General features: G+C 38.9%; 16 protein-coding genes and 1 riboswitch. Of the genes, 13 read left to right on the top strand and 3 right to left on the bottom strand.

Translation table 11 applies throughout. The features are described 5' to 3' along the window. Positions 1-23 precede the first annotated feature (23 nt). The 9 genes from ltrA (at position 24) to QFZ31_RS10985 (ending at position 11069) form a co-directional block, all read left to right on the top strand. Positions 24-1352 (top strand): group II intron reverse transcriptase/maturase, encoded by a 1329-nt coding sequence (gene ltrA, locus QFZ31_RS11025; protein ID WP_307303016.1) that lies wholly within the window; start codon positions 24-26, stop codon positions 1350-1352. Positions 1353-1584: 232 nt separating this feature from the next. Then, entirely contained in the window at positions 1585-2838 is a 1254-nt protein-coding gene (locus tag QFZ31_RS11020) for a HAMP domain-containing sensor histidine kinase (RefSeq protein ID WP_307303015.1), read from the top strand. A 219-nt stretch (positions 2839-3057) separates the two neighbouring features. Further along, positions 3058-3360 (top strand): hypothetical protein, encoded by a 303-nt coding sequence (locus QFZ31_RS11015; protein ID WP_307303014.1) that lies wholly within the window; start codon positions 3058-3060, stop codon positions 3358-3360. 733 nt (positions 3361-4093) lie between these two features. Continuing rightward, positions 4094-4290: riboswitch (cobalamin riboswitch) on the top strand. Between the two features lie 146 nt (positions 4291-4436). After that, positions 4437-6377: a DUF4430 domain-containing protein gene (locus tag QFZ31_RS11010; protein WP_307303013.1), complete on the top strand. Its 1941-nt coding sequence runs from the start codon at positions 4437-4439 to the stop codon at positions 6375-6377. 73 nt (positions 6378-6450) lie between these two features. Then, positions 6451-7197, top strand: a complete 747-nt coding sequence (locus QFZ31_RS11005) for a DUF4430 domain-containing protein (RefSeq protein ID WP_307303012.1) — start codon at positions 6451-6453, stop codon at positions 7195-7197. Between the two features lie 27 nt (positions 7198-7224). Continuing rightward, entirely contained in the window at positions 7225-8112 is an 888-nt protein-coding gene (locus QFZ31_RS11000) for an energy-coupling factor transporter transmembrane component T (RefSeq protein ID WP_307311516.1), read from the top strand. Continuing rightward, a complete protein-coding gene (locus tag QFZ31_RS10995; protein WP_307303011.1) occupies positions 8085-9734 on the top strand; it encodes an ABC transporter ATP-binding protein in 1650 nt (549 codons plus the stop codon). Before QFZ31_RS11000 ends, QFZ31_RS10995 begins: the two co-directional genes overlap by 28 nt. After that, complete coding sequence (locus QFZ31_RS10990) at positions 9710-10402, top strand: ECF transporter S component (protein ID WP_307303010.1); 693 nt, start codon at positions 9710-9712, stop codon at positions 10400-10402. Before QFZ31_RS10995 ends, QFZ31_RS10990 begins: the two co-directional genes overlap by 25 nt. A 466-nt stretch (positions 10403-10868) precedes the next feature. Beyond that, a complete protein-coding gene (locus QFZ31_RS10985) occupies positions 10869-11069 on the top strand; it encodes a hypothetical protein (RefSeq protein ID WP_307303009.1) in 201 nt (66 codons plus the stop codon). An 896-nt stretch (positions 11070-11965) separates the two neighbouring features. Here QFZ31_RS10985 and QFZ31_RS10980 read toward each other — a convergent pair. Next, positions 11966-12937, bottom strand: coding sequence for a bile acid:sodium symporter family protein (locus QFZ31_RS10980; protein WP_307303008.1), 972 nt, complete (start codon positions 12935-12937; stop codon positions 11966-11968). Between the two features lie 595 nt (positions 12938-13532). Here QFZ31_RS10980 and QFZ31_RS10975 point away from each other — a divergent pair. After that, the gene (locus QFZ31_RS10975) at positions 13533-13733 is read left to right on the top strand and encodes a hypothetical protein (protein ID WP_179599117.1); all 201 of its coding nucleotides are present in this window, start codon (positions 13533-13535) and stop codon (positions 13731-13733) included. A gap of 203 nt (positions 13734-13936) precedes the next feature. Here QFZ31_RS10975 and QFZ31_RS10970 read toward each other — a convergent pair whose 3' ends face one another. Further along, on the bottom strand, positions 13937-14674 hold the full coding sequence (locus QFZ31_RS10970) for an SH3 domain-containing protein (protein ID WP_307303007.1): 738 nt from the start codon (positions 14672-14674) through the stop codon (positions 13937-13939). A 5-nt stretch (positions 14675-14679) separates the two neighbouring features. Continuing rightward, positions 14680-15600 carry a hypothetical protein gene (locus QFZ31_RS10965; RefSeq protein WP_307303006.1) on the bottom strand — a complete coding sequence of 307 codons (921 nt, stop codon included), beginning with the start codon at positions 15598-15600 and terminating at the stop codon, positions 14680-14682. Positions 15601-16038: 438 nt separating this feature from the next. Between QFZ31_RS10965 and QFZ31_RS10960 the strand changes: the two genes are divergently transcribed. From QFZ31_RS10960 to QFZ31_RS10950, 3 genes are all read left to right on the top strand, one after another. Continuing rightward, complete coding sequence (locus QFZ31_RS10960) at positions 16039-16872, top strand: MerR family transcriptional regulator (protein WP_307303005.1); 834 nt, start codon at positions 16039-16041, stop codon at positions 16870-16872. 220 nt (positions 16873-17092) lie between these two features. Beyond that, complete coding sequence (locus tag QFZ31_RS10955; RefSeq protein WP_307303004.1) at positions 17093-22090, top strand: pectinesterase family protein; 4998 nt, start codon at positions 17093-17095, stop codon at positions 22088-22090. A gap of 317 nt (positions 22091-22407) precedes the next feature. Continuing rightward, on the top strand, positions 22408-24750 hold the full coding sequence (locus tag QFZ31_RS10950) for an OmpL47-type beta-barrel domain-containing protein (protein WP_307303003.1): 2343 nt from the start codon (positions 22408-22410) through the stop codon (positions 24748-24750). The last annotated feature ends 77 nt before the right edge of the window (positions 24751-24827 follow it).

Here is a 24827-nt window from a genome sequence, read left to right as displayed (position 1 = left end):
ACACACAGAGGTAGGGATAATAAATGGAAACAAAACTACTAAGGATAGCAGAATTAGCAAAATTAAATCCTAAAATGAAATTTACATCTCTTGCACATTTATTAAATGAGCAATCACTATTTCAATGTCACCAGGAGCTACCTAACAAGAAGGAAACTGGGGTTTATGGTACAACTAAAGAGCAATACAGTGAAAATCTAAAAGAAAACATAGAGAATTTAGTAAATAGGCTTAAAAGCAAAAGTTATCTTCCTGTTCCAGTAAGGAGAATGTATATTCCAAAGTTCAATTCAAACAAGAAAAGACCATTGGGAATTCCGGAACATGAAGATAAGATTGTTCAAAGAGGCATTACGAAAATACTAAATACCATCTATGAAAATGATTTTCTAGACTGTTCATTTGGATTCCGTCCAAATCGTAACTGCCACGATGCTTTGAAAATACTGAACCACTATATTGAAAAGAGAACAGTAAATTATGTAGTAGATGTAGATATTAAAGGATTCTTTGACAACGTTGACCACACATGGATGATGGATTTCTTAAAACTGCGAATCGCTGACCCTAACCTACTAAGAATCATTGGTAGATTCCTTAAAGGTGGATACATGGAAGAAGGTAAGAAATATAAAACAGACAAAGGCACACCGCAAGGTGGAGTAATATCTCCGATATTAGCCAATGTATACCTCCATTATGTCCTTGACCTGTGGTTTGAGAATAGGGTGAGGAAACAGTGCAAGGGACAAGCATACATAGTGAGATATGCAGACGATTTTGTTTGTTGTTTTCAATATAAATGTGAAGCCGAGCAATTTTTCCATTCATTAAAGTTGAGATTAAAGAAATTTAATCTAGAAATAGCTGAGGATAAAACCAAAATCATACCCTTCGGGCGGTTTGCGGAGCAAAATGCAAATCAACAGGGAAGAAGGAAACCGGCAACTTTTGATTTCCTTGGATTTACTCACTATTGCGGTAGGAGTAAACAAGGGAAATTCCGAGTAAAACGGAGAACGAGCAGGAAGAAAGTCCAAGCTAAACTAAAAGAAACTAAAGAATGGTTGAAAATTAACAGAAATAAAGACATTCATATGATTATGGATAGATTTAAACGCTCACTAGTAGGTTATTACAACTACTATTGCATCACAGATAATACCCAAAGTGTAAACAAATTCAGAGACAAAATCGGGTACTTACAGTTTAAATGGCTCAATAGAAGAAGTCAAAGGAAATCATTTACTTGGGATAAATTTAGACTCTTTCTTAATAAATATCCATTACCTTACGCAAGAGTTAAGGTTAATATATACGACCTAAGAAAAGAAATTAGCTATATTTTGTAAATGATGACTAGGAGGAGCCGTGTGCGTTAATAGCGCAAGCACGGTTCTGTGAGGGGGGAGGAGTACAATTTACCGCAAGGTAGAAAGGCTCCCTTCTACTCGACTTGAAGCTTAACTAGTAGGTTAATATCCATTTTTGAGAGTTATTTACTTAAATAAAAAAAGCTCTCTTTTATAGGACTAATCCCTTATAATTAATTATGTTAATAAATTTTGACAAAGGATATCAAATATGGACTTCATTTATATTAATCAAAATGTTTTAGATAACTTGTTTTACATTTTAGTAAGTATTTTTGTTTTCTTCGTTTTAATTGATAATTTTAAAATGCTTAAAAATTATCAAAAAACCCTTATAACAGCATGCATGAGTTTACCAAGTATTTTATGTATGAAATTTCCTATTTATATTGATGAATATTGTGTACATGACTTAAGGCAAATTCCTTTTTTAATTGGTATACTTTATGGCGGATGGCCTGTCGGGGCTGCCTTGTTGATAATTTCGTTGGCTATTAGGTTTTTTATTTATGGATTCAATTCTTTAACTCTTATTGTTTATATCATGATCTATATTATAACGGCACTTTTCTCAAAAAAGTTCATCATGTTCAATAGAAAAAATAAGCTTATTTTCTCAATTCTGTTATCTTTGTGTCTTGGAATACTAACAACTTCTACAGCTGTTACCATATCTGATTCATTTAGGGTAACTGAAGCTTATATGTTTTATTTTATTTTCCTTCCTCCAGTAGTTATGTTTTTCGTTATATATATGATAGAAATATTAGGTGATGCAATTAGTATAAAGTCAAAAATAGCAAAGCTAGAAAAGATGGAAGTTGTTAGCCAGTTAGCAGCGAGTATTTCCCACGAAGTTAGAAATCCTTTAACAGTTGTAAAGGGGTTTATTGATCTCCTAAAAGCCCCTAACCTTTCTCAAGAAGATAGAGAACAGTACTTTCAACATGTGGTTAGAGAGCTTAAATCTGCAGAGACCATTATTAGTGATTATTTAGCATATGCAAAACCTGCAACCGAAGATATAGGTATTATTTTAATAGATCGTGAAATAAGAAGTATTATTGAAATGACGAAACCATTGGCCAATATGAATTCGGTGAAGATATCAGAGGAGTTAGTGCCAGGAATTACACTCGGAAATATTCAACATTTTAAGCAATGTTTTTTAAACCTAATTAAAAATAGTATAGAGGCTATGCCAAACGGTGGGGAGCTTAGTTTAGTTACACTCGTGAGTAAATTCGATATCATTATCGAGATAAGCGATAACGGTGTTGGAATGAGCAAAGAACAAATAAGCCGTTTTGGCGAACCTTATTACAGCACCAAAGAAAAGGGGACTGGATTAGGTTCAATGGTTGTTGTAAAAACAATAGAGACAATGAATGGGAAAATTAAGATAAATAGTGTTTTAAATAAAGGAACAACGATAAGAATAACACTTCCTATTTTTACTTCATGAACAAGGTGCTAGGTGCCATCCAGATATTGGATGGCACCTGGCCTTTATTATCAAATTGGTTTGCCGAAAAGTCAAAAGGCTATTGGGGAGAAATTCAAATTGATGCTCTATACTTAAAGTAATTGTAAAAACTTGTATTATGGAAAACTTTAAAACACTAATTTTAAGGATTATATAAACCGCGAGCTACTAGCGGATGAAATGACAACGGAGCTATTTATGGGATGGATCACGTTTATGCGCGAGGAAATGGACTACTCTCCAATGACTGTTAACATTCGTGTCAGGACAATGCGTGCATTCCTGCGTTATTGTTACGAGGATAAGGCGTGGATTAATGAGCCGATACATAAGCGCTTTAAACCGATTAAGGCGCCAATAGACGTCGTAGAGGCTTTTACGGTGGAAGAATATCGTCGATTAATTGCGGCCTTGGATGACGATAGTTATGTTGGATTTCGTACCAAAGTAATGACGTATGTCTCACTAGTCGGGATATATAATAGAAGAAACTCGGAATGATTACGATTTATAAGGTAATAGGACGTAATGCTTGCGGAATACATGTGGGGGTATGGCAGGGAGATGGCTGGGCGGTATGCTAGCGGATAGGGTGCGGATAGGGGGTCCGACTGCCTGCGATAACATCAGCACGGAGCGCCTGCCGGACGGACGGTTGCCGTACTCGGGTAGCTGGTCGAAATGCCTGCCGATCGCTGCATAAACAAGCGCCAGCTCGTATAAAGTGACGCCATACTTTATGCAATAACGGTGGGGATATAGCGGAGTACAGTGCGCCTTAAATGGCGTAGGTATGCGGATGTATAGGATAATGCATAACATAGTTATTTACGCAGCGAAAAAACGTTGATACGACGCGATTGCAACATTACAAAATTGCGTAAAATGTGCATTATACGAACCGATGTTGAATCGTTATACATTCGTATACAATCGATCATGAATACGATTTACATACTTTATTAATCCTTCCTGATATTCCTTAGTTAGTAAAAGCTTATCCGTCAATTGCTGCTCCTCGCCTCATTGCTGTATATATAGATATTTTATAGCTAGGATAGTATAGAGATGTTTTTGTTTTCTCCAAAAAAGCCTTAACTTAATCATTTTCCCACGTAAGATTTGAAGGAGAGCTAATTTTAAGTCGAATAACAAAGAAAAACTTCCATAATACTGCAGCCACCCATTCGGCTTATATTGACAATTTTCCTGACTTTATCTATTCTAAAGATAATTGAATACGGAAAGAATAGGTTGAATTTACTACTCTACTAAAAAGTAAATTCTTAAAGGGAAGACCGGTAAAAATCCGGCGCGGTCCCGCCACTGTATATGGGAGCTTTCTATTAATTGCCACTGTCAAAAGGATGGGAAGGGGATAGAAGGTGTTGATCATGAGCCAGGAGACCTGCCTATTTTTGATGCCATTCGACCTACGCGGATAGGGAGGTGTACGAACGTTTCTGACTTCATGTATTTTACGCATAATGAAACAGAATCATCCATATGTACACATCTCTAGCAATATAGGGGTGTTTTTTTTTGAGCAAAAACATACTAGAAAGGGAGAGTTTGCGATGAACAAGACTGCGTTCACAAAACGTTGGGCTGCCTTATTTGCTGTATTTTTACTGGTACTTAGTAATCTAGCATTTGTCCAACCATCCGTCCAAGCTGCGACATTAGAAAAGGCGGTAACGATTAAAGCCATTGATGAAAATGGTGAAGTGGTTTTACCTTTGACTGCTGTTAGTTTTGAAGAAGGAGAAACGGCTTATGATGTTTTGCTAGAAGCCGGAGAGAAAAAGGGGAAAGAAATTGATACTACCCACGGTGAGTATGGTGCTTTTATAAATAGTATTGGAGAGACATCTCCGACAGGTAACGCTTATTGGTCTTTTAATATTAACGGCGTGTCTGCTTCAACTGGTATTTCGTCTCATAAAGTAGCTAGTGGTGAGCACTTGCTATTTGCGATTACAGAATGGCCAAATCCAACTGTAACCGCAAAAGTATCGGCCGTCGGTAAAAATGGAGTAGAAGTAATTCCGGAAACAAATGTTACCTTAATAAAGGGTGCTAGTGCCTATGATGCCTTAATCCAGGCGGCCGTACAACATGGAGTTTCCGTGCAAGCGACTGTTGATGATACTTATTTTACTTATATCAATAATGTCGGAGATACAGAGATAGGTTCCAATGATTGGTGGGGTGTAGGAGTCAACGATAATGCGTTATCTACTAGTATTGTTGCTCATGAGGTTCAACCAAACGACCATGTTCAATTAACAGTTCAAACCTATGTACCTCCAAGCGAGCCAGGTACGGCTGAACCGGCTGAGCCAAGTGAACCAGCACAGCCAACCGATCCAGAAGAACCAGTTGATCCACATGAAACCAATCCGATTAAGAATGAAGAAATCGAAGATAACATTAGCGATATTTTATCTTACATGGAAACAAAGAATATTACCACCTTCTATGGAAACGAATGGTGGGTATGGGGATTAGCAAATACAACAAGGGAAATCCCAGCTACTTATGTAACCAGTGTGAAAGAAAAAGTGAAGGAAGTAGACGGGAACTTCCGAAATGTACTTGATTTAGAGAAAGTTATAATTGGATTGTCGGCAGCGGGTTATGATGCGACATCGATTGAGGGTTACAATTTAGTAGACTTGTTGGTTAATCATGCTAGTTTACAAAATTCATCAATAAATATGAACATCTATGCTTTACTTGCTGTTGATAGCGCTCAGTATAAAACACCCGAAGGCTTTAGAGAACAGCAAGTCAATGCAATTCTATCACGAGAGTTAGCAGGGGGAGGCTGGAGCTTTTTCGGTTCGAACCCGAGCCCAGACATTACTGGAATGGTCTTGACGGCATTAGCGCCCTACCGTAATCAAGCGGACGTCCAAATGGCAATTGACAGAGCTGTGAACTACTTATCGGATGTACAAGGAGAGACAGGTGGCTTTACGATTGCATCGAATGGTGGAGACTCCAGTGAATCGATCTCCCAAGCAATCGTTGGTCTTGCATCTGTTGGTGTGGATCCTACGGGACAAAGTTTCACAAAGGCTGGAGGAAATCTTATCCTGCATTTGCTGAAATTTAAACAAAATGATGGAGGCTTTAGTCATTTACAAGCTGGTGCATCGAGTGATATGTCCACACAGCAAGTGTTATTGGCCTTAACAGCATATCAAAGCTTTGTTAATAATAATGGATTGGTTTACCAGTTTGAGTTGGTAAATAAACCAGGAGCACAACCAGCGGAGCCAAACCAGCCAGTGGAGACAAATCCATCGGATGAACAAAATCAACCAGTTGGTTTAGATAAAAATGGACAAACAGTAGTATCTACGGATGATACAGGAGAGACATCAGAATCTGCCGAAGGAAATAAACTGCCGAACACGGCAACCAATACAGCAAACTTAATGGTTATCGGACTTGGTGTATTGCTAGTCGGTTTAATTCTTTTCTATGTAAAGCGTAAACGAGTATCATAAGTATAATTAGGGTAATTCAGCGTTTTTGCCTGGATTACCCTCATTCATTGTAATGGGAAGGAAGGATCATAGCATGAAGCGATGGATACTAGCGGCGATGATGCTGATATTTTTCTTTTTAGCCGTTGGCTGTGAAAAAGATGAGGTTGTCGCACCAGAGGTGAATGACGATGTCAAACAGTCTGAGGAGCTAGCGGGAGCGGATGATGAGGTAAATGTAGAAGGGGATGGGAAGTCGGTTGAAGAGCAAGCCGGTTCTAAAATCAAGGTGGATTTGAATGAGGAAAGAGCTGTTGCTCAGAAGGAAACAAAAGAGATTGTCCAACCCGAAGAGTCAAAAGTGGCCACTCCATCTCAAACCAAACCAAGTGGTGCTAATGCACAAGCGGAACCGCCAAAACAACCAGCAAATGAAGTAAAACAACAAGAACCACCAGCCCAACCGAAGCCAGCTCCTGAACCGGCCCAAGCTGCACCGGAACCAACCAAACCCGTACAAACAGTGACGATTACAATTACTGCTCCTGAGGTAAAAGGAACCATTGTACCAGTTACAACGGTGGAAATGCAAGATGGAGACACGGTCCTTTCGGTTACCCAAAGGATTGTCAAGGCACGAGGGATTCAAATAGATGTGACTGGTTCGGGGGCAACGGCTTATATACAAGGCATTGATAACATATATGAATTTGATCACGGCCCGCTTAGTGGCTGGGAAGTATTTGTCGATGGAAAAGCCATAGACACAAGCGCTGGGGTGTACGGGGTACAGCCTGGGCAAGCAATTATGTGGCGATATACGAAGGATTATACGAAATAGACCAACTAGAGGATTGAGTTGAAGTATATGGTACGAGGATTTCAATCGTTTCATCCTATGATTCTTTTACTTTATTACATTCTTACGATTGCAGGAATTATGCTTTACCAGCACCCCGTGTATTTAGTCATGGGAGCAATATTGATTCTTATCATCCACTTTATGCTTGATAGGGGTCAGGAGCTGAAAAAATGGCGGACGATGATTCTCGTGATGGGGATGCTCTCGCTTGTTTTAACACCGTTATTTAATCAGCGCGGCAATCACATTCTTTTTTATCTTTTTGAAAAGCAAGTAATGGTAGAGGCCATTTGGCAAGGAGTGATGATTGCCTTAACGCTTGTTTGTATCTTAACCTTATTTTTGACTTTTAATATGGTCATCACTCCTGATAAATTCGTTTTTCTGTTTTCAAAAATTCTTCCCCAATGGGCGCTCTTGACTATGCTGTCGATGAGATTTTTCCCTCTTTTAAGGAAAAGGCTTATTGAAATCGGCGATGTCCAGAGCGTAAAGGGATTATCGGTAACAAGCGGCTCGCTCAAACAGCGCGCTTCTAACGGAATGATGTTCTTGCAAACCCTCCTTACCTGGTCGTTAGAGGAATCGATTCAGACAGCCGATTCAATGACGGCAAGGGGCTACGGTCTTGGAAAGAGGAGCAAATACCAGCCCTTTTATATGAAAAAAAGAGACTGGGTGGCATTTGCTTTTCTTATGTTGGCAGGCTCCCTGGTCCTGTTTGGCTGGTGGCTTGGGGATGGCGTGTTGACACTGCTGCCCTTCCTCGAACCCGTTTGGCTACAGGGCCGGGAATGGCTGTATTTCGTCCTGTTTTTTATATTCATTGGTTTTCCGATTTGGACGGAAGGAAAGGAGATGTTTAAGTGGAAATACTTACGACGAAAAGCTTAAGTTTCACTTATCCAAACGCAACGACAAACGCATTAAAAGAGATTAACATCCAAGTACAGCAAGGAGAATTCGTTGTCCTCTGCGGTCCGTCCGGAAGCGGGAAATCGACATTGCTTCGCTTGTTTAAACCGGAAATTGCTCCACACGGGGAGAAAGTAGGCTCTCTCTTTTTTAAAGGAAAACCATTGGAGGAACTGGACCCACTTGTAAGAGCGAAAGAGCTCGGCATGGTCTTTCAAGATCCGGAAAATCAAATCGCGATGGACAATGTGATGAAGGAACTAATATTCGGAATGGAAAACCTAGGGTTTACGACCGAACAAATGCGGAAAAAGATAGCTGAAATGGTCAATTTCTTCGGGTTAAATCATTTGCTTGATAAAAAAACGGACGATCTGTCTGGGGGGCAAAAGCAATTAATTAATTTAGCTGCTGTTTTATTGCTCGAGCCGACCGTTTTATTACTAGATGAGCCAACTGCCCAGCTTGATCCGATTGCCGCGAAGGAATTTATTCATATGCTTCAACGGTTGAACGATGAATTTGGCCTTACCATTGTCATTGTCGAGCATCGGTTAGAGGAACTATTTCCGGTCGCGAGCCGAGTCATCTTAATGGAAAATGGCAAACTGCTTCACGATATGCCGCCGAAGGAAATGGTTCTCGAACTAGGGATTCATGAAACAATGCGGAACTTTTTACCGAGCTCTGCGTTATTGTATTTAGATTTCCAGCCAGATGGAAACGTACAGGACATTCCGCTTAATGTAAAAGAAACGAGACATTGGCTGCAAGGGCAAAAGGTTAATTGGGACGAACCTACTGTGGTAAAGGAGACAGCCAAACAGCCAATTCTTGAATTAAAAGAAGTCGATTACCAATATGGTAAAAATACCCCGCCTGTTTTGTACAATTTAGATCTATCCATTTATGACGGTGAATGGCTGGCGATTGTCGGTGCAAACGGCACAGGAAAATCCACGCTTTTAAAGGTGATTGGCGGTATTTTAAAAGCACAGCATGGAACGATGAAGTTCAAGGGGAAAAAGGTGAAAAAGTGGGACCTCCAAAAAGTAAGCTACCTGCCGCAGAACCCTAAGCTCTTTTTCATCCATGATAGTATTAAAAAGGAATTTGACTCCATAGCGAAGCAGCATGGAATCAGCCATTCGGAAGCTGTGATACAAGAGCTAGTGGAAAGTTTTCAGATTAGTCACTTACTCAATCGCCATCCGTATGACTTAAGTGGGGGAGAACTGCAGAAAGCTGCTTTAATTGGCACCTTGCTTGTCAAACCTACAATATTGTTAATTGATGAACCGACAAAAGGAATGGACCCTGAGTCGAAGTCAGCATTTGGGAATTTAGTATCCACTTTAGTAGAGGAAGGTCTCACAGTTGTGATGGTCACGCATGATATTGAGTTTGCGGCCACCTATGCGACTAGATGCAGTATGCTGTTCCAAGGGCAAATTACGGTAACGGAAAACACCAGGGACTTCTTTCATGAAAATACGTACTATACGACGGTGTTGAATCGTGCTACACGAAACAGCAATGCTTACCCCGTCGTGACCATTAAGGAGGCAAGGCAAATATGGCGCATTCAAAGCCAATCTTAATTGGTTTAGCGATCCTTATTTTCGTTCTGCTCGTCGGCTTTCCTTTATTTAACACGCAACACTTTCTAGCCATAAGCCTGCTCATCATGGCTGCCTCTTTTTTTCCTTTTATGATTAGCTTTTCGCGGAAACAAGTATTGAGTAGGGAGCTGGTCGTGGTGGCGATTTTAGCAGCGATTGCCGCCGTCAGCCGGGTGCCGTTTGCCTCGATTCCAAGCGTGCAACCGACCACCTTTGTGATTATCATTGCCGCGATCGTATTAGGACCGCAAAGCGGATTCATCATTGGGAGTTTGGCGGCGATCGTCTCCAACCTCTTTCTCGGTCAAGGTCCATGGACCCCATGGCAAATGTATGCCTGGGGGATGATTGGCTTAACGGCCGGGTTCCTCGGCAAAACGTGGATTATGCAAAGTAAGATTGGTCGATGTATTTACGGTTTTATTGTCGGCATTGCCTTTGGCTGGATTATGAATCTTTGGGTCGTTGTCGGTGTCATCCAAGACCTAAGCTGGCCAGTAATTTTGCTCTATTACAGCTCAAGCTTTTACTTTGACCTCGCACACGCCGTCTGTAACGTCTTTTTCTTATGGGTATTTAGCAGCAGCTGGATGAAAATTATTGAGAGGTTTAAGGTAAAGTACGGGATATTCCAGAGGTTCGGGTGACAGGCACCATCCAGTTACGACCGTCAAATGAAAGATATTAATCCTAAAATTATATTCCAGCCCAATCCACCAGTAACGGATAACCTATCTTATCTTAGAGTTGGCAAAACCTATTCCGACAAGGTGAAATCATGTTTTAGATTTAGTTGCTTAAATCTTCATTTGTCTTGCACGGTATTTAATACAATGAAACATATATGGTCAAAAATATACAAGGGCTGACTTGAATTTAAAGTCAGCCTTCTTTTATGTACGAATTAGTATTATAGTGCAATTTTTATAATTAGATACTATTGATACAATAATAGGAATCAAAGCAACATTTGGTGTTTATATATAAATAAAGAATCCGTCTGTTTTTGAACCACTAAAAGCGAGGAGACATTTTACAAAAAATTTACAAGGATTTTATTAATGTTTGGCCAATTCTATACGTAAGTAATATAAACAGGGAAGGAAGTGGAGTATGAGATATCAACGAACGTTTTTTATGATTAATGATTTGGTCATTGAAGTCAAGAAACCTGAAATAACGCTAAAAAAAATCATAGTAACCAAAATTAAAATAGAAAATGAAGAATATAGAATGCTCCGAAAAAAATTCGATGAAGATTTATTCCATATTGAGAAAAAGCCTGAAGGATGGTACAACACAGAAAAAGAGTAAGCACTCTGAATGGATAAATACCAGAATGTTTCGGTGTTTGGAATAAACTAACACCTACACAGTCTCGTAAAAGTTATAAATTCTACCCTGATTACAGTTGCAGTTTATAGGGGTTTTAACGCAATTACTAATTGTACCTCGCCATCTTGATTACTGGTTTATAATTAAACCATATCAAAACAGGGCTCTAGTTACTTAAATTTTATTTTTAATAAAACAGTTGCTAGCATTCTTCAAAACTGCTTGAGGCATGAGTGCCGGTTCGGCTATTTTTATGCAAAAAGTAATTCGTAAGTATAAACTTGGATAATGTAATGGAATGAGTACAAAAAAGGCAACCGTTCGGGATGAAGTGTTTCGAACCCTTGGTTGATTGTAACTGAAGAGCCAACTGATCATGTTCTGCTCATATTGAACTGTATGAGCAATCCTTCACTGGCTCAGTCGGATGGGATGTCTTTTAGCGCATCAGAAATACTCTACTATTTACAATTCTTTATCAATAGTTTACTGAGTATTTACATAAATACTTCTTCTCTTAAAATTTCTCAATTAATCTATTACTAGATTCAAAATCATAAACATCTATTAGCTTGAGGTCTAGCTGTATTAAGTAGTCGGATAAAGTGGCTAAGGCTGCCAAGGAACGAGGTATGTCCATTCTAGCGCAATGGAGTAAATTTAATTTTAATTGTGGATTTCAGGTTATAAATTAAGGTCTAAGTGGCGCCATGCTTGGTGCCATTTTTTTAGATTACAAATCACGAGGAAATATTAGAAAAAAAGAAAACTTGATTTATCAGTTACTTGTGTGTACAACAAGATACCCTTTTGACAATTTCAAAAAACCACACCTTCATGTGGTTGTTGATTTCCAACAATGAAGGTGTGGTTATCTAGTTTGTTAATGATGTATTTTTTGAATCCGCATCGAGCGGCTTATTGTTATCCATCCGATTAAATATGGTTGCTAAAATTGGACCAGATATATTATGCCAAACACTGAAAATAGCACTCGGTACAGCTGATAATGGTGAGAAATGGGCTGAAGCAATAGCAGCACCTAAGCCGGAGTTTTGCATTCCAACTTCAATTGCAACTGCTTTTTTCTTCGATAAGTCCATCTTGAATAACTTTCCAAAGAAATAGCCAAGTAAATAGCCAAGTACATTATGGAGGATAACAACAGCAAAGATGATTAACCCCGTTTTAGCAATATTTTGTTGGTTAACAGATACTACTGCGGCTACAATCGAAACAATTCCTATAATCGATACAAGCGGAAGGACCTTTACACTTGCCTGTGCTTGTCGATTAAACAATTTCTTAATGATTAGCCCTAGGACGATAGGTACAATCACAATTTTTACAATGGAAACAAATAGGCTACCTGGTTCTACAGGAATCCATTCGCTTGCAAGTAATAAAATAAGTGCTGGTGTTACCACAGGCGCTAGTAGTGTTGTCACTGAGGTAATGGTTACACTTAGGGGAACATCACCTTTCGCTAAGAAAGTCATAACATTAGATGAAGTCCCTCCTGGACAGCAACCTACTAAAATGACTCCTACAGCAATTTCAGGAGGTAATTGTAATCCTTTTGCTAGTAAAAAGGCAAGACCAGGCATAATTAAAAATTGACCAATAACTCCGATTGCCACATCCTTTGGACGTCTGAAAACTTCCTTAAAATCTCCTGCAGACAAGGTTAGTCCCATTCCAAACATAATAATTCCTAGAAGGAGTGAAATATGTGGTGCGATCCACGTAAATGCGGATGGCCAAAAAAACGATAAGGCTGCAAATAATAGCACCCAGACGGCAAAGGTACTGCCAGCGAATTGGCTTACTTTCTCTAAAACTTTCATTTTATACACCTCTGACTTTTGAATTTATGTAATGAAAAGTATTATAGAGTACTTTTTGAATAAAGACAATAGTTAGAATATTGAATTACCACAAACCAGCGATATATTATCTAAATGTTTGAACCGATAGAACGAATAAAGAAGACAGCCAAAAAGTGTGATTAAACAAGATTGGTGTCCACACTGGTGAGATAATCAGTTTGAAAATATAATAGAGTTATAGAAACGTTTTTATGTATTTGTAGTCAAACCGCGGATTTATCCCAATTTATGATGATAATCCAATCCATCCTTGCTTTTTAAAATAACATAAGAGGAGATAGTACGCAGATAGTACGGGTGGTGGCGAAAAATTGTGGTTCCGAATATGGCGGTGGATGTGGCGGTTATGGATACGGTTGCTTTTATGGCGGTAGTTCAATTGTTTGTAATTCAGCCATATTGTACACTTTAACTGTGCAAGTCTGATTCATTTCATCCGGTCTGTTTATGAACATTTGAGGCGAGGACGACTTTTATGAAAAATTTACAAGGAATTTAATAATTTTTGGCCAATTCTATACGTAAATAATAGAAACAGGAGAGGAAGTGGAGTATGAGATATCAACGAACGTTTTTTATGATTAACGATTTGGTTATAGAAGTCAAGAAACCTGAAATTACGTTAAAAAAAGTCATAGTAGCCAAAATTAAAATAGAAAATGAAGAATATAGAATGCTCCGAAAAAAATTCGATGAAGATATATTCCATATAGAGAAAAAGCCTGATGGATGGTACATAACAGAAAAAGAGTAAGCACTCTGAATTGATAAGTACTAGGTTATAAAGGAGCTCTTTGCAGGTAAATATGCTTGGGGAAAAGTCGTAGTCTGACCATGAAAGAGTGAGGATAGGGTTGTGATTGGCCGTTTCACATTTTGATAAATTGGGAGAGTTTTATAAAAGGAGAGCGGACCATTCTCGTAGATGTCAACTCTCCTTATTTAAGTTATTCTAATTTATTGTTTTTCCATGACTATCAATGCCGATATCCAGCCTTCGATCCCGTTTGTCGTTTGAACCTTTAGCCACTTTATTCCTTTGGAATCTACTTGTTCTTCATTCAAAAAGTGTAGGATTTCTCCATTTGTGATCGTGTATAAACGGGGCGCAGTTAGTGCGGGAGCTTCACGAATATTTCCACCATCTTCATATTTCTTATTTAAAATTAATTTTTTTTGATCAGGGGAAGCCCCAGATGCTTGTACGTGCACATGTTCTTGGTTTAACCAAACCTCCGCTTTCTTCCATTTTTGTGTATACCACTCATTTGGATTGTTCATGATGGCAGCAGTTAGCAAAATCACTACAGCTGTGGCAGCATAGAAGGTCCATCTTTTAATCCTGCTCTTAATCCTTTTCCGTTTCGTAAAAAGCTCAATCATTTTGTTGAGAAAATTTTCGAACAAGGCAAACATTACTTCAATGATTTCTATCCAAACAGGTATGCCAGCTATTCCTGCTTCTCTCCGCCGTCTTTGCATCGTGGAAAGAAGTGCCATAATTGGGTGAGAAATTAGATATATCATCTTTTTCAACAAACGGCACAACAAGTTTAAGAAGGGAGGAAAAATGTACAACAATATCAGCCTTGCGAGTTGCAAGAGCACAAAAAGAGCCAAAAAAAGACGCATCCATTCCGGCAGGACAGTAATTAGTGACCAAATCCAAAACAGCTGGTTTAAAATAGATTCCACAATCGCTAATCTCCTTTATTTAAATAGGATTGAAGTTCTCTCTTTGGACCAGAAATCTGTTTTTTTCTATTGATGTTTTCTAGATTGACAGGGAGATACGGGAATAGTTTTTTTAGCTTGGCCAATCTTTGTTCTGCCTCAAACTGGTCAATAGAGAGATCGTTGATTAAGTTGAAAAGTTGTTTGTTAACCTCAAATTTGAAGGCTTGATTTTGGATAAACTCCGATTCCACTAACCGCTTTGCCATTTCATTCTTTTCTCCAAGCTTTCCGGCCGTGATAAAATCACCTGCTTGAAGAGCATCTTTAATCGAGGCAGAAATCCGGCGTGCTTCCTCCAAGTCTAGAGCCTCTTGATAGGCAGACAGTTCCGCATTTCGATCTAAATCGGCAATCGCATCGTCATGGCGTTGGTCCCGAATCCCTTGCCGGATTAAAACACGAACATTTCGAACAACAATTCCACCCTCTCTTAACACCTTGACTAATGGCGAGGTTTGAAAAAATTCTTCGATATGCCTGGCAAAACTAAGCTCTTCTTCAATAGGATAATATCTTGCTTCCGATTCCACCCAAAAGGGCAAATTATTGTTAATAATGTCGCCAAATTCTCCTGCATTTTGTTGAACTAACCGTTCGGGGTATTCAACGGCAATGTCGATAAATAGATTAACAGAAAACCTTCTTCCTCTTGTTGCAGAAGGGACTTCCTCTTTGTATGTGATGGTATGCTGCTGCATATTGACTGTATAAACCCTTTTATATTTGCCAATCCGTAATTCACTACGTGACAAACGATCTCCATTTTTAACTGCGTAGTATTCGTTGTGATTATTGACATAAACAAAAGCATAAGTCATCGACGACGTAGGCGGCTTTTCCAAAAAACTAAATTTCACATCTTTAACATCTTCAATAAATTGCATTAGGTTATTTCCCTCCTGGTTTACTATTTTAATTGAGAGATCACTTACCCTTGTCTACAATCTATGCAGACAATCGGAAGAAAAGCCCCATATCTTTGCAGAAATTGGGGATTGAGGGAGTTTAGGTATTATGATTTCAATAATTTTAGAAGAAAAAAACGATAAGGCTGCAAATAAAAGCACCCAGACGGCAAAAGTACTGCCGGCGAATTTACTTACGTTCTCTAAAACTTTCATTACTTTACACCTCTGACTTTTTTCAATTTATGTAATGAAAGGTGTATTTTTTGAATAAAGACAATAGTTAGAATATATTAAATTGTCGTAGCCCAAAGGAATAATATTATTAAGGATTGGCGTCAAGAAATATTAAGATGTCAGAATATTTGGTATATAATATAAAAATCACAACTCATTGTTATACCGAAGGGGGATTTTATGAAATACAAGATTAGTGAATTAGCAACTGTACTTAACGTTACAACAAATACAATTAGAAGATATGAAAAGATGGGTTATATCAAGTCCAAAAGAACTCAAAATAGCAATTATCGATATTACAATGAAGATGACCTATCAACGTTTATGAATGTTAGACTATTACGGAAGTATGGTTTTACACATACCGAAATAGGAAATATGAAGAACAGTGATATGGCAGGCTTAATCTCTGAATACGAGAGGCAAATGAAGAAATTTGACGAACAAATTAACTATTTAACAAATTTAAGACGTAGGCTTAGTGATGATTTGGTTTTAATGAAAAAAGCAGAGGAAATTAAACAACTATGCTATATAAGAGATTGCGTGGATCTTTCATATGTACTTTATCAAAGGAGGGATGAAATATTAACGGAACCACAAAGGGTAACGGCCATCCAGGATCACTTATATTTGTCGCCGGAAGTATTGCGGGTTTATCTAATTAGAAAAGAAGATGTAGAAAACGACCGTCTCATTCTAAATGCGGGTGTGGCTGTTAAAACGGCCCATATGGATAGATATAATATAAAACAAAATGAATATACGGAAAGATATGAAAAACGAAAATCCCTCATTAGTGTTGCAAAGCTCCCGGTAAATGGCGAAAAAAATGTAAAAGAAGCTTTGCTGAAAGAACCTTTCAAGTATATGCAGGAGCATAACTTAAAAATGAATGGGGACATTATTGGCATTGTAATTGCCAATGTGATAGAAGATCAACAGGAAATGCAGTATGTACTAGTTGGTGTTCCCATAGCGGAAATGCAACCTTTGGATTATTTACTATGACATAGTGTCAACCTTCATAATTACATTCGTGGGTAATAGAAATGTTTGGAGGGGGGAACTGACACATGCGAAAAAGAGAGAAAAGGCCACTATTTTTAACAACGTTTTCATTCTTGAATTTCTATTAGAGAGCTATGCAACGGAGTAAGAAATTTACTATTTTAATGTATTGGTAATCTAGTAATCTAAAGAAGCTTCCATAGTTGAGAGGGGTTCAAGAATGAAAATCAAGTCAAAGAAAGTGATTAGCATATTACTGACTTTCATCATATTTTTTACCTCGGCATTTAACAACGTTGTTGCATTTGCCAGTGATACATCTAACGACAGGAAAATTGACATTTGGGATCTTGGAGGAATACAAACCTCGGGAGATTTATACAACAACATTATTACAGCGGATGTTCTTGACAGTAAAACGACAATTAAATCTGGTACGTTTGTAACCACTGCATTTGGGGATTTAACCATAGCCAATCCAAGTACCACGGATAGGTCATACTATTATCAGTCAGATGGTGCTACCGTAGGTATAAATTCCTCTGGTTTCTGGGGAAGTCAAAAGTATAGTTATGATGATGGTTATCATGCAAACGGAGTTTATTACGCAAATGGTACGGGAGGTCCCGGGAGAAGGTATTTGACCCTTGAGAATGTTGTTGCTGGGGATAAAATTACCGTTTATGGTGGAACGAGTAATGGAGATGAAACCATTCACTTTGTTCACGCAGCAGTGAGTGTAAGCGGTACGACAGTTACAGTAAAACCGGATACTTCACAGGTTCAGGATAGCACAGCTGCTTTTACGACATCTGCACAAAAGGTTGAATTCACAGCACAATATTCCGGATCCTATCAAATTTATGTTTCAGCTGAAAAAGGTGGAAAACCTTATTTCCAAAGAGTGATGAGGACTCCTGGAGTTAAGGTAAGTGGATCTGTCAATTTAAATGGCAGTGATATTACCGAAGGTTATGCACTTAATTTTACGAATCAGAAAACCGGTGATACGACAACTGTAAATGCTAATGCAGACAATTCCTTTAATGCCGTTCTCGCAACGGGCTATGATTATATTGTCACGTTAAAAAATATAGCCAGTTACAGAATTTCTGATGAAACCAAGGTCGTACGTACATCGACTTCTGATATTACGCAAGGAAAAAGTGTTAGCTTTGATGTTGTAGCTAACATGCTTGTCACGGTTAGTGGTAATATTAAGGGCTTTGACTCCAGCTATGATGTAAGTAAATTACAAATGAAATTTACTCCTCCAGAAGTAAGCCTTTTCTCACCGGTTGAAGCTATAGTAAATACAAATGATAACACCTTTAAAGCTGATGTTCAGGACGGGGTACCGTATACAGCCGTTATTTCAGGTGTCAATGATTATGAAATTGTGGATGGCGGCAGTATAAATTTAAGCGCTGACACCGTTCAGGATATTAGATTTGCTAAAAAGGCAGTACATACTGCAACCGGGTTATTCCAGGGATTACCCTCAACTGCTCAAATTTCAAGAATTACATTTACAAATGTTGATGATGGATATACTTATGCCGGGAACGTTTCAAATGGCGGATACACAGTAAGCCTCAGAGATGGTGCGTATAACGTTACAGCTGTTGGTTCCGACAATTATAGTACGAGTTCCCACTTAGTTATTAATGGGCACGATACCACTAAGGATATTCTGTTTGTTAACAACACTGCTCCTGAGCCCCTTGCCTGGGTTCCAGATTTGTATGTTGGTGACAGCTCTAAGACCAATAATTTCAGTACAGTAAAGGAGGCACTAGACGCAGCAGCCCGAATGAACCCAACCGATGAAGCTCATAGAATCACCATTCACATTGCGCCGGTTGTTTACAGGGCACAGCTTATAATAAAAACTCCATATATAACACTTGTAAATTCTCATCCAAATCCAACCAGCGATCCAAGTACGCAGGTTAAAATTACTTGGTATTACGGTATTGGGTATAAATATTACAGCATGGGTTCTGACGGCTTCTATAATGAGGAAAATGCATTTGATAAGTATTCAAAAAATATTGCCAGTAAATGGGGAGGTACCGTCTATCTCACTAGTACGGCTACCGACTTCAAAGCTCAAAACATCGTATTTGAAAATTCCTTCAACAAATACATGACAGATGAGGAGTTAGCAGATGGTGTGGAGCTTGCCAATATACCAACCGCTAGCACAATAAATGTAGACAGAAAGTCTTTTACAGATGTTACCTCAAAAGCAGCTACAGAAAGAGCTGCAGCTATGATTATCGAAGGAAACCGAGCAGAGTTTGTTAATTGTAGTTTCCTTGGAAGCCAGGACACACTTTACACTGGTGGCAGCGCTACGAATAGCAGTTATTTTAAAAACGCTTTTATAGAAGGTAACACAGACTATATATTTGGTGATGGAAATGTGGTATTTGATAATGCTACATTGATTTTCGCCGGTTACAGTGAAAAAGCTGTAGGTGGTTATATCACAGCAGCAAGAGATACAGCGTCCCATGGATACCTTTTTAGGAATAGTACTGTAACAGCTGGCAGTAAAAATATGCAGGCTTCAGGTTTCTTCGGAAGACCCTGGGGAGCAGGAGCAAGAGTAACCTTTTTGGATACCAAGCTTCAGAGTGATTCTATCATAGACCCAAAAGGCTGGACGGATATGAGTGGTCCACCTGAAAATGCGCATTTTGCAGAACACAATACGACTTATAATCATTCAGCAGTAGATACATCGCAAAGAAGAGCACCCGTTTTAACGAAGGCACAAGCTGCCGCAATTAATGTTGCCGATTATTTTGGAGGTTGGACACCATCATCTTATAAAGCTGACAGTGATACAGCGCCAACATTCAAGGTTGATCCTTTCTTCACAACAGATGATGATATCAATATACCTTACGTCGGAAATACCATTAGCTTAGGATATGAATTTAATCATCCAAATGATAACGTAAATGACAGTTCTTTAATCCAGTGGTACAGAGTAAGTCTGGATGGAACTGAGACGTTGATCCATGCAACAACCGCGTATATTTCAAAAACATACAAACTTACAAGTGCCGATGCAGGCTATTATATCAAGGCTGTTGTGACACCGGAAAACGTGAATGGTTTGAAGGGTACAAAGATGTCTATTAAACTTGATAACCTGGTTAGAGTTGGCTCCTCCGGCGGCGGAGGAAATGAAATTCCGGATGGTCAGCGTGTAAATATTTATCTAGCAGGTGACTCAACGGTTAAGACATACGGCCCAACCTCAGATACAGGTGGTTGGGGAGAATATTTACAGAAATTTTTCAATTCTGATAAGGTGAATGTTGTTAATTATGCAAACGGAGGCAGAAGCTCAAGAAGCTTTATAAATGAAGGAAGTCTTGATAAAATTGCTTCCACCATTAAATCCGGTGACTATTTGCTGGTTCAATTTGGACATAATGACGAAGCAAATCAATCAGGATATCTCTTAGACAGATTTGTATCTATGGGAGCACCGGATGCAAACGGTGTTTATCCTTCCATTCCGGGGGTTAAAGAGGCAACACCGGCAAGTCTTTTACAACAGTATGGCGCAGAATTTTATCCATATACAAGTGGTACCTTCAAGTGGTATCTGCAACAGTATATTGAAGTAGCAAGAAATGCAGGAGCAACTCCTATTTTAGTTACTCCTGTTTCAAGACAGTATTTTAACGTGGATGGCACCATAAGAACTCATCATGATGCTACGGACACCACAACTGGAACGATAACGACTTCCAATAATGCTTATGTAAAAGCGGTTGAACAGTTAGGTGCGGAGCAGGATGTTAAAGTGATTGATATGTTTGAATTAACAAAAGAGTCCTTTGAAAAAGCATACAAGGATGACCCTGCAGCCACGAATGGAAGCTCTCCTATAGCAAAGGCAGTAATGGTCCCTGCAGATTCAACTCACAATAATAAGATTGGCGGTTTTTATAACGGCGCGTCCATTGCCAATGAAATACAGGACCTTGGATATAACATCTCTAACTACGTTATTCCACCTGTAAGAGTAGGCGGTGTCGACGGTAAGAACAGCGTACAATTTGAAGTGGATTCACACAGCAAAGTAAGTGTATATACCCCTGATACAAGCGGTGTTTATACAAGTCAGCTAAATACTTATTGGACTGCTGAGACCCAGGCTCTTATTGATCGACTTTCTGCAGCACCTGTGGATCATACCGCTCCAGTCACAACCTCCAATGCTCCAACAGATTGGTCGAAAGACGACGTAACCGTCAAACTGGACGCTTCCGATAACGAAAGTGGTGTTGCCGAAACCTTTTATTCAATCAATGGGTCTGATTATGTGAATGGTACATTCTTTACAATAGGTTCAGAGGGAGATCATACAGTATCCTTCTATTCTATTGATAAAGCAGGAAATATTGAACAGGCTCATAATCTACATGTTCTGATTGATAAGACGGCACCTGTTACAACGTCTGCTGTCACACCAGCTCAACCGGACGGGCTGAACGGGTGGTATATACATGATGTAAAGTTGAGTCTTAACGTGTCTGACAAACTATCGGGTGCGGCCAAAACGGAGTATAGCTTGGATGGTGGAAACACTTGGAAAGCATACACCAAGCCAATCACAATCGATAAGGATGGAAAATATGATGTAAGCTATCGTTCAGTCGATAATGCCGGAAATATTGAAGAGAAGCAAAACATTTCTATTAATCTAGATGCCAATGCTCCTACTATCGATATGACTGGCGTTGTGAATGATATTTACAACGATTCCGTGGATATCAATCCGGCCATAGAGCTTAAAGATAATTTGTCCGGAATTGACAACACAAAAACAACTATAGCATTGGATGGAAAATTCGTAGAAAATGGGGAGATAATCCCTCTTTATAAGCTGCCACTTGGTCAGCACGAGTATAGTGTAACAGCGTATGATTTGGCTGGGAATGTGGTAACGCAGGTTGTTAAATTCCAAACTTCTACTAGCATCCAATCCTTACAGGAATTGATTACACGCTTTACGGAAGCCGGATGGATAGATAGGAACGGCATAGCTAAAAGCTTGAAGAGTAAGCTTCACGCGGAAAATTTGGCTGCATTTTTGAATGAAGTTCAGGCTCAAAGAGGCAAGCATGTTTCTGTACAATATGCAGATTATCTCATCCGAGATGCTGAATACTTGTTGTCCAATAAATAAATCATTATTTAAAAGTTTAGCTCAACTGAAATATTTTGCTCCCCCTTTTTTATGAAGGGGGAGCTTTTCGTTTTTATAGCAGGAATGAAAACGTTTTAATTATTGACTATGACATTGTGTCAACCTTCATAATAACATACGTGGGTAACACAAAATAAATTGAAGGGAGAACTGAAACATGCGAAAGAAATAACGCATCCATTTTTAACAACGGTTTCATTCGTGTATTTCTTTTAGAGAGCCAAGATGGAGTAATATACTTTATTCATGTATTGGTGATCTAAAGAAAAGCTTCAATTGTCGAGAGGGGTTCAAGAATGAAAATTAAGTCAAAGAAAGCGATTAGTACATTACTGACTTTCATAATGTTTTTCACACTAGCATTTAACAACGTTGTTACATTTGCCAGTGAACCATCTAACGACCGGACAATAACAGAAAAAACTACTGCCAGTACTCCAACAATTTGGATTGTTGGGGATTCGACAGTAAGCTCTTTTACGGATAATTACTATTATCCAAGGTATGGATGGGGCACTCAAATTGAAAATTATCTCGATGGCTCCTTCACCATAAAAAATCTTGCCTTGTCTGGAAGAAGTTCAAAAAGCTATACAACTGATCCTGAGTATCAAACGTTACTCAGCGGCATGAAGAGCGGAGATTATTTATTAATCGGTTTTGGCCATAATGATGAAAAAACAGAGCCGGAAAGATATACAAATCCGAATGGAACTTATTTGGATCCAGGATCATTTGCGAATTCCTTGTATGAAAATTATATTAAACCGGCTCAGGCGGCGGGAACTCAAGTCATCCTTTCTACTCCTATTGTCAGAAGAACGAATACAGGTGTATGGAGCAATTCTAATCTTCATATTACAGACACTGTCAAAGAGTTTCCAGGCGGAGATTATCGACAAGCCATTAGGGATTTGGGGACTGCGCTTAATGTACCGGTAGTTGATATGACTACTTTAACTAAAACTCTATATGACGAACTGAGCCCAAGTGAAACTCTGTATCTCCATGCGTGGACCTCTTCAAAACCGCAAAGTGTGGATAATACACATACCAATATCTGGGGCGGAAGGTATAATGCGTACCTTCTAATAAAGGCAATTAAAGAATTAGGCGTAAGCGGACTTGCAGAACATGTGATAAATGCTAAAGCTCCAACGAAATCAGATACGTTAGTGTCAAATCCTAATTACCAAGAAACGCCGTATACTGGTGAATTGCAGCAAAGTACTTTATGGGAAGATTATGGTATTTGGAAAGGTACGGTATTTGGTGATATTGGCGGTGATCCAAGTACTGCAAATCAAACTCTTGAAACAGATAGTGATGGAAATATGCATATTGCAGTAGCCAATAATAAAGGGAAAATTGCCAGTGTGACTGATGGATTTGCCATGTATTACTATAAAGTACCTGCAAACAGCACATTTACACTAACAGCTAAAGCGAAAATTAATGGCTTTAGTTTGAATGATCAAGTATCCTTTGGTTTGATGGCCAGGGATGAAATGTATATCGATTCTTATATAAACACTACTATGGGTGAATATGTTGCAGCAGCACCTTTAAAGCTCACTAAGGCAGCGACAGGAGGATTATGGAATAGTTTCGCTAGAAAGAGTGGAGTGCTTACCCAGGGTGGAACAGCAGCAAACCCAATTTCTGTAGGAGACACCATAAATCTTTCTATTACAAGCAATTCAGACGGTTATGCAACTAAAGTTGGAAATGAAGCAACTATTACTGGAGGGTTTGATTTTAAACTTACAAGCATCGATCCAGATTACGTTTACGTAGGTATGTTTGTAGCACGTAATGCGGATATAATCTTTAGTGATATTAAACTAGTAGTTGACGGTGTTGAAGTGACATCTGCTGATACAACAGTACCTGTTACAGAGGCTGCTGTCACACCAGCTCAACCGGACGGACTGAACGGGTGGTATACACATCATGTAAAGTTGAGTCTTAACGTTTCTGACAAACTATCGGGTGCGGCCAAAACGGAGTATAGCTTTGATGGTGGAAAAACTTGGGTAACATACACAGAGCCGATCACAATCAATATGGATGGAAAATATGATGTAAGCTATCGTTCATTGGATAATGCCGGAAATATTGAAGAGAAGCAAAACATCTCTATTAATCTAGATTCCACGGCCCCTACTATCGATATGACTGGCGTTGCGAATGATATTTACACCGATACCGCAGATATCAAACCGGTCATGGAGCTCAAAGATAATTTGTCCGAAATTGACAACACAAAAACAACAATAATATTGGATGGAAACACCGTAGAAAATGGGAAGACAATTCCTCTTTATACGCTCCCACTTGGTCAACACGAGTATAGCATAACAGCATTCGATGTGGCTGGGAATATGGTAAATCATGTTGTTAGGTTCCAAACTTCTACTAGCATCCAATCCTTAAAGGAATTGATTACACGCTTTACGGAAGCCGGATGGATAGATAGTAACGGCATAGGTAAAAGCTTAAAGAGCAAGCTGGACGCGGAAAATTTGGCTGCATTTTTGAATGAGGTTCAGGCTCAAAGAGGCAAGCATATTTATGTGCAATATGCAGATTATCTCACCCGAGATGCTGAATACTTGTTGTCCAATAAATCTAGATAAATACTTATTTTATAATTAAATAATTTGTGGCATAAAACTAGAAGTCTATTGGAAGCGGTTTCAAATTATATATGACA

The organism is Neobacillus niacini (assembly GCF_030817595.1).
GTDB lineage: Bacteria > Bacillota > Bacilli > Bacillales > Cytobacillaceae > Neobacillus > Neobacillus niacini_G.
The sequence above is the reverse complement of the archived record's forward strand: the minus strand, read 5'-3'. Positions and strand labels throughout refer to the sequence as shown.

Coding starts and splice junctions, on each gene's coding strand:
- QFZ31_RS11005 (WP_307303012.1), top strand. CDS start 6,451: ATGAAGCGATGGATACTAGCGGCGATGATGCTGATATTTTTCTTTTTA.
- QFZ31_RS11020 (WP_307303015.1), top strand. CDS start 1,585: ATGGACTTCATTTATATTAATCAAAATGTTTTAGATAACTTGTTTTAC.
- QFZ31_RS11010 (WP_307303013.1), top strand. CDS start 4,437: ATGAACAAGACTGCGTTCACAAAACGTTGGGCTGCCTTATTTGCTGTA.
- QFZ31_RS10960 (WP_307303005.1), top strand. CDS start 16,039: ATGAAATACAAGATTAGTGAATTAGCAACTGTACTTAACGTTACAACA.
- QFZ31_RS11000 (WP_307311516.1), top strand. CDS start 7,225: ATGGTACGAGGATTTCAATCGTTTCATCCTATGATTCTTTTACTTTAT.
- QFZ31_RS10950 (WP_307303003.1), top strand. CDS start 22,408: ATGAAAATTAAGTCAAAGAAAGCGATTAGTACATTACTGACTTTCATA.
- QFZ31_RS10980 (WP_307303008.1), bottom strand. CDS start 12,937: ATGAAAGTTTTAGAGAAAGTAAGCCAATTCGCTGGCAGTACCTTTGCC.
- QFZ31_RS10990 (WP_307303010.1), top strand. CDS start 9,710: ATGGCGCATTCAAAGCCAATCTTAATTGGTTTAGCGATCCTTATTTTC.
- QFZ31_RS11015 (WP_307303014.1), top strand. CDS start 3,058: ATGGGATGGATCACGTTTATGCGCGAGGAAATGGACTACTCTCCAATG.
- QFZ31_RS10955 (WP_307303004.1), top strand. CDS start 17,093: ATGAAAATCAAGTCAAAGAAAGTGATTAGCATATTACTGACTTTCATC.
- QFZ31_RS10975 (WP_179599117.1), top strand. CDS start 13,533: ATGAGATATCAACGAACGTTTTTTATGATTAACGATTTGGTTATAGAA.
- QFZ31_RS10985 (WP_307303009.1), top strand. CDS start 10,869: ATGAGATATCAACGAACGTTTTTTATGATTAATGATTTGGTCATTGAA.
- QFZ31_RS10965 (WP_307303006.1), bottom strand. CDS start 15,600: ATGCAATTTATTGAAGATGTTAAAGATGTGAAATTTAGTTTTTTGGAA.
- ltrA (WP_307303016.1), top strand. CDS start 24: ATGGAAACAAAACTACTAAGGATAGCAGAATTAGCAAAATTAAATCCT.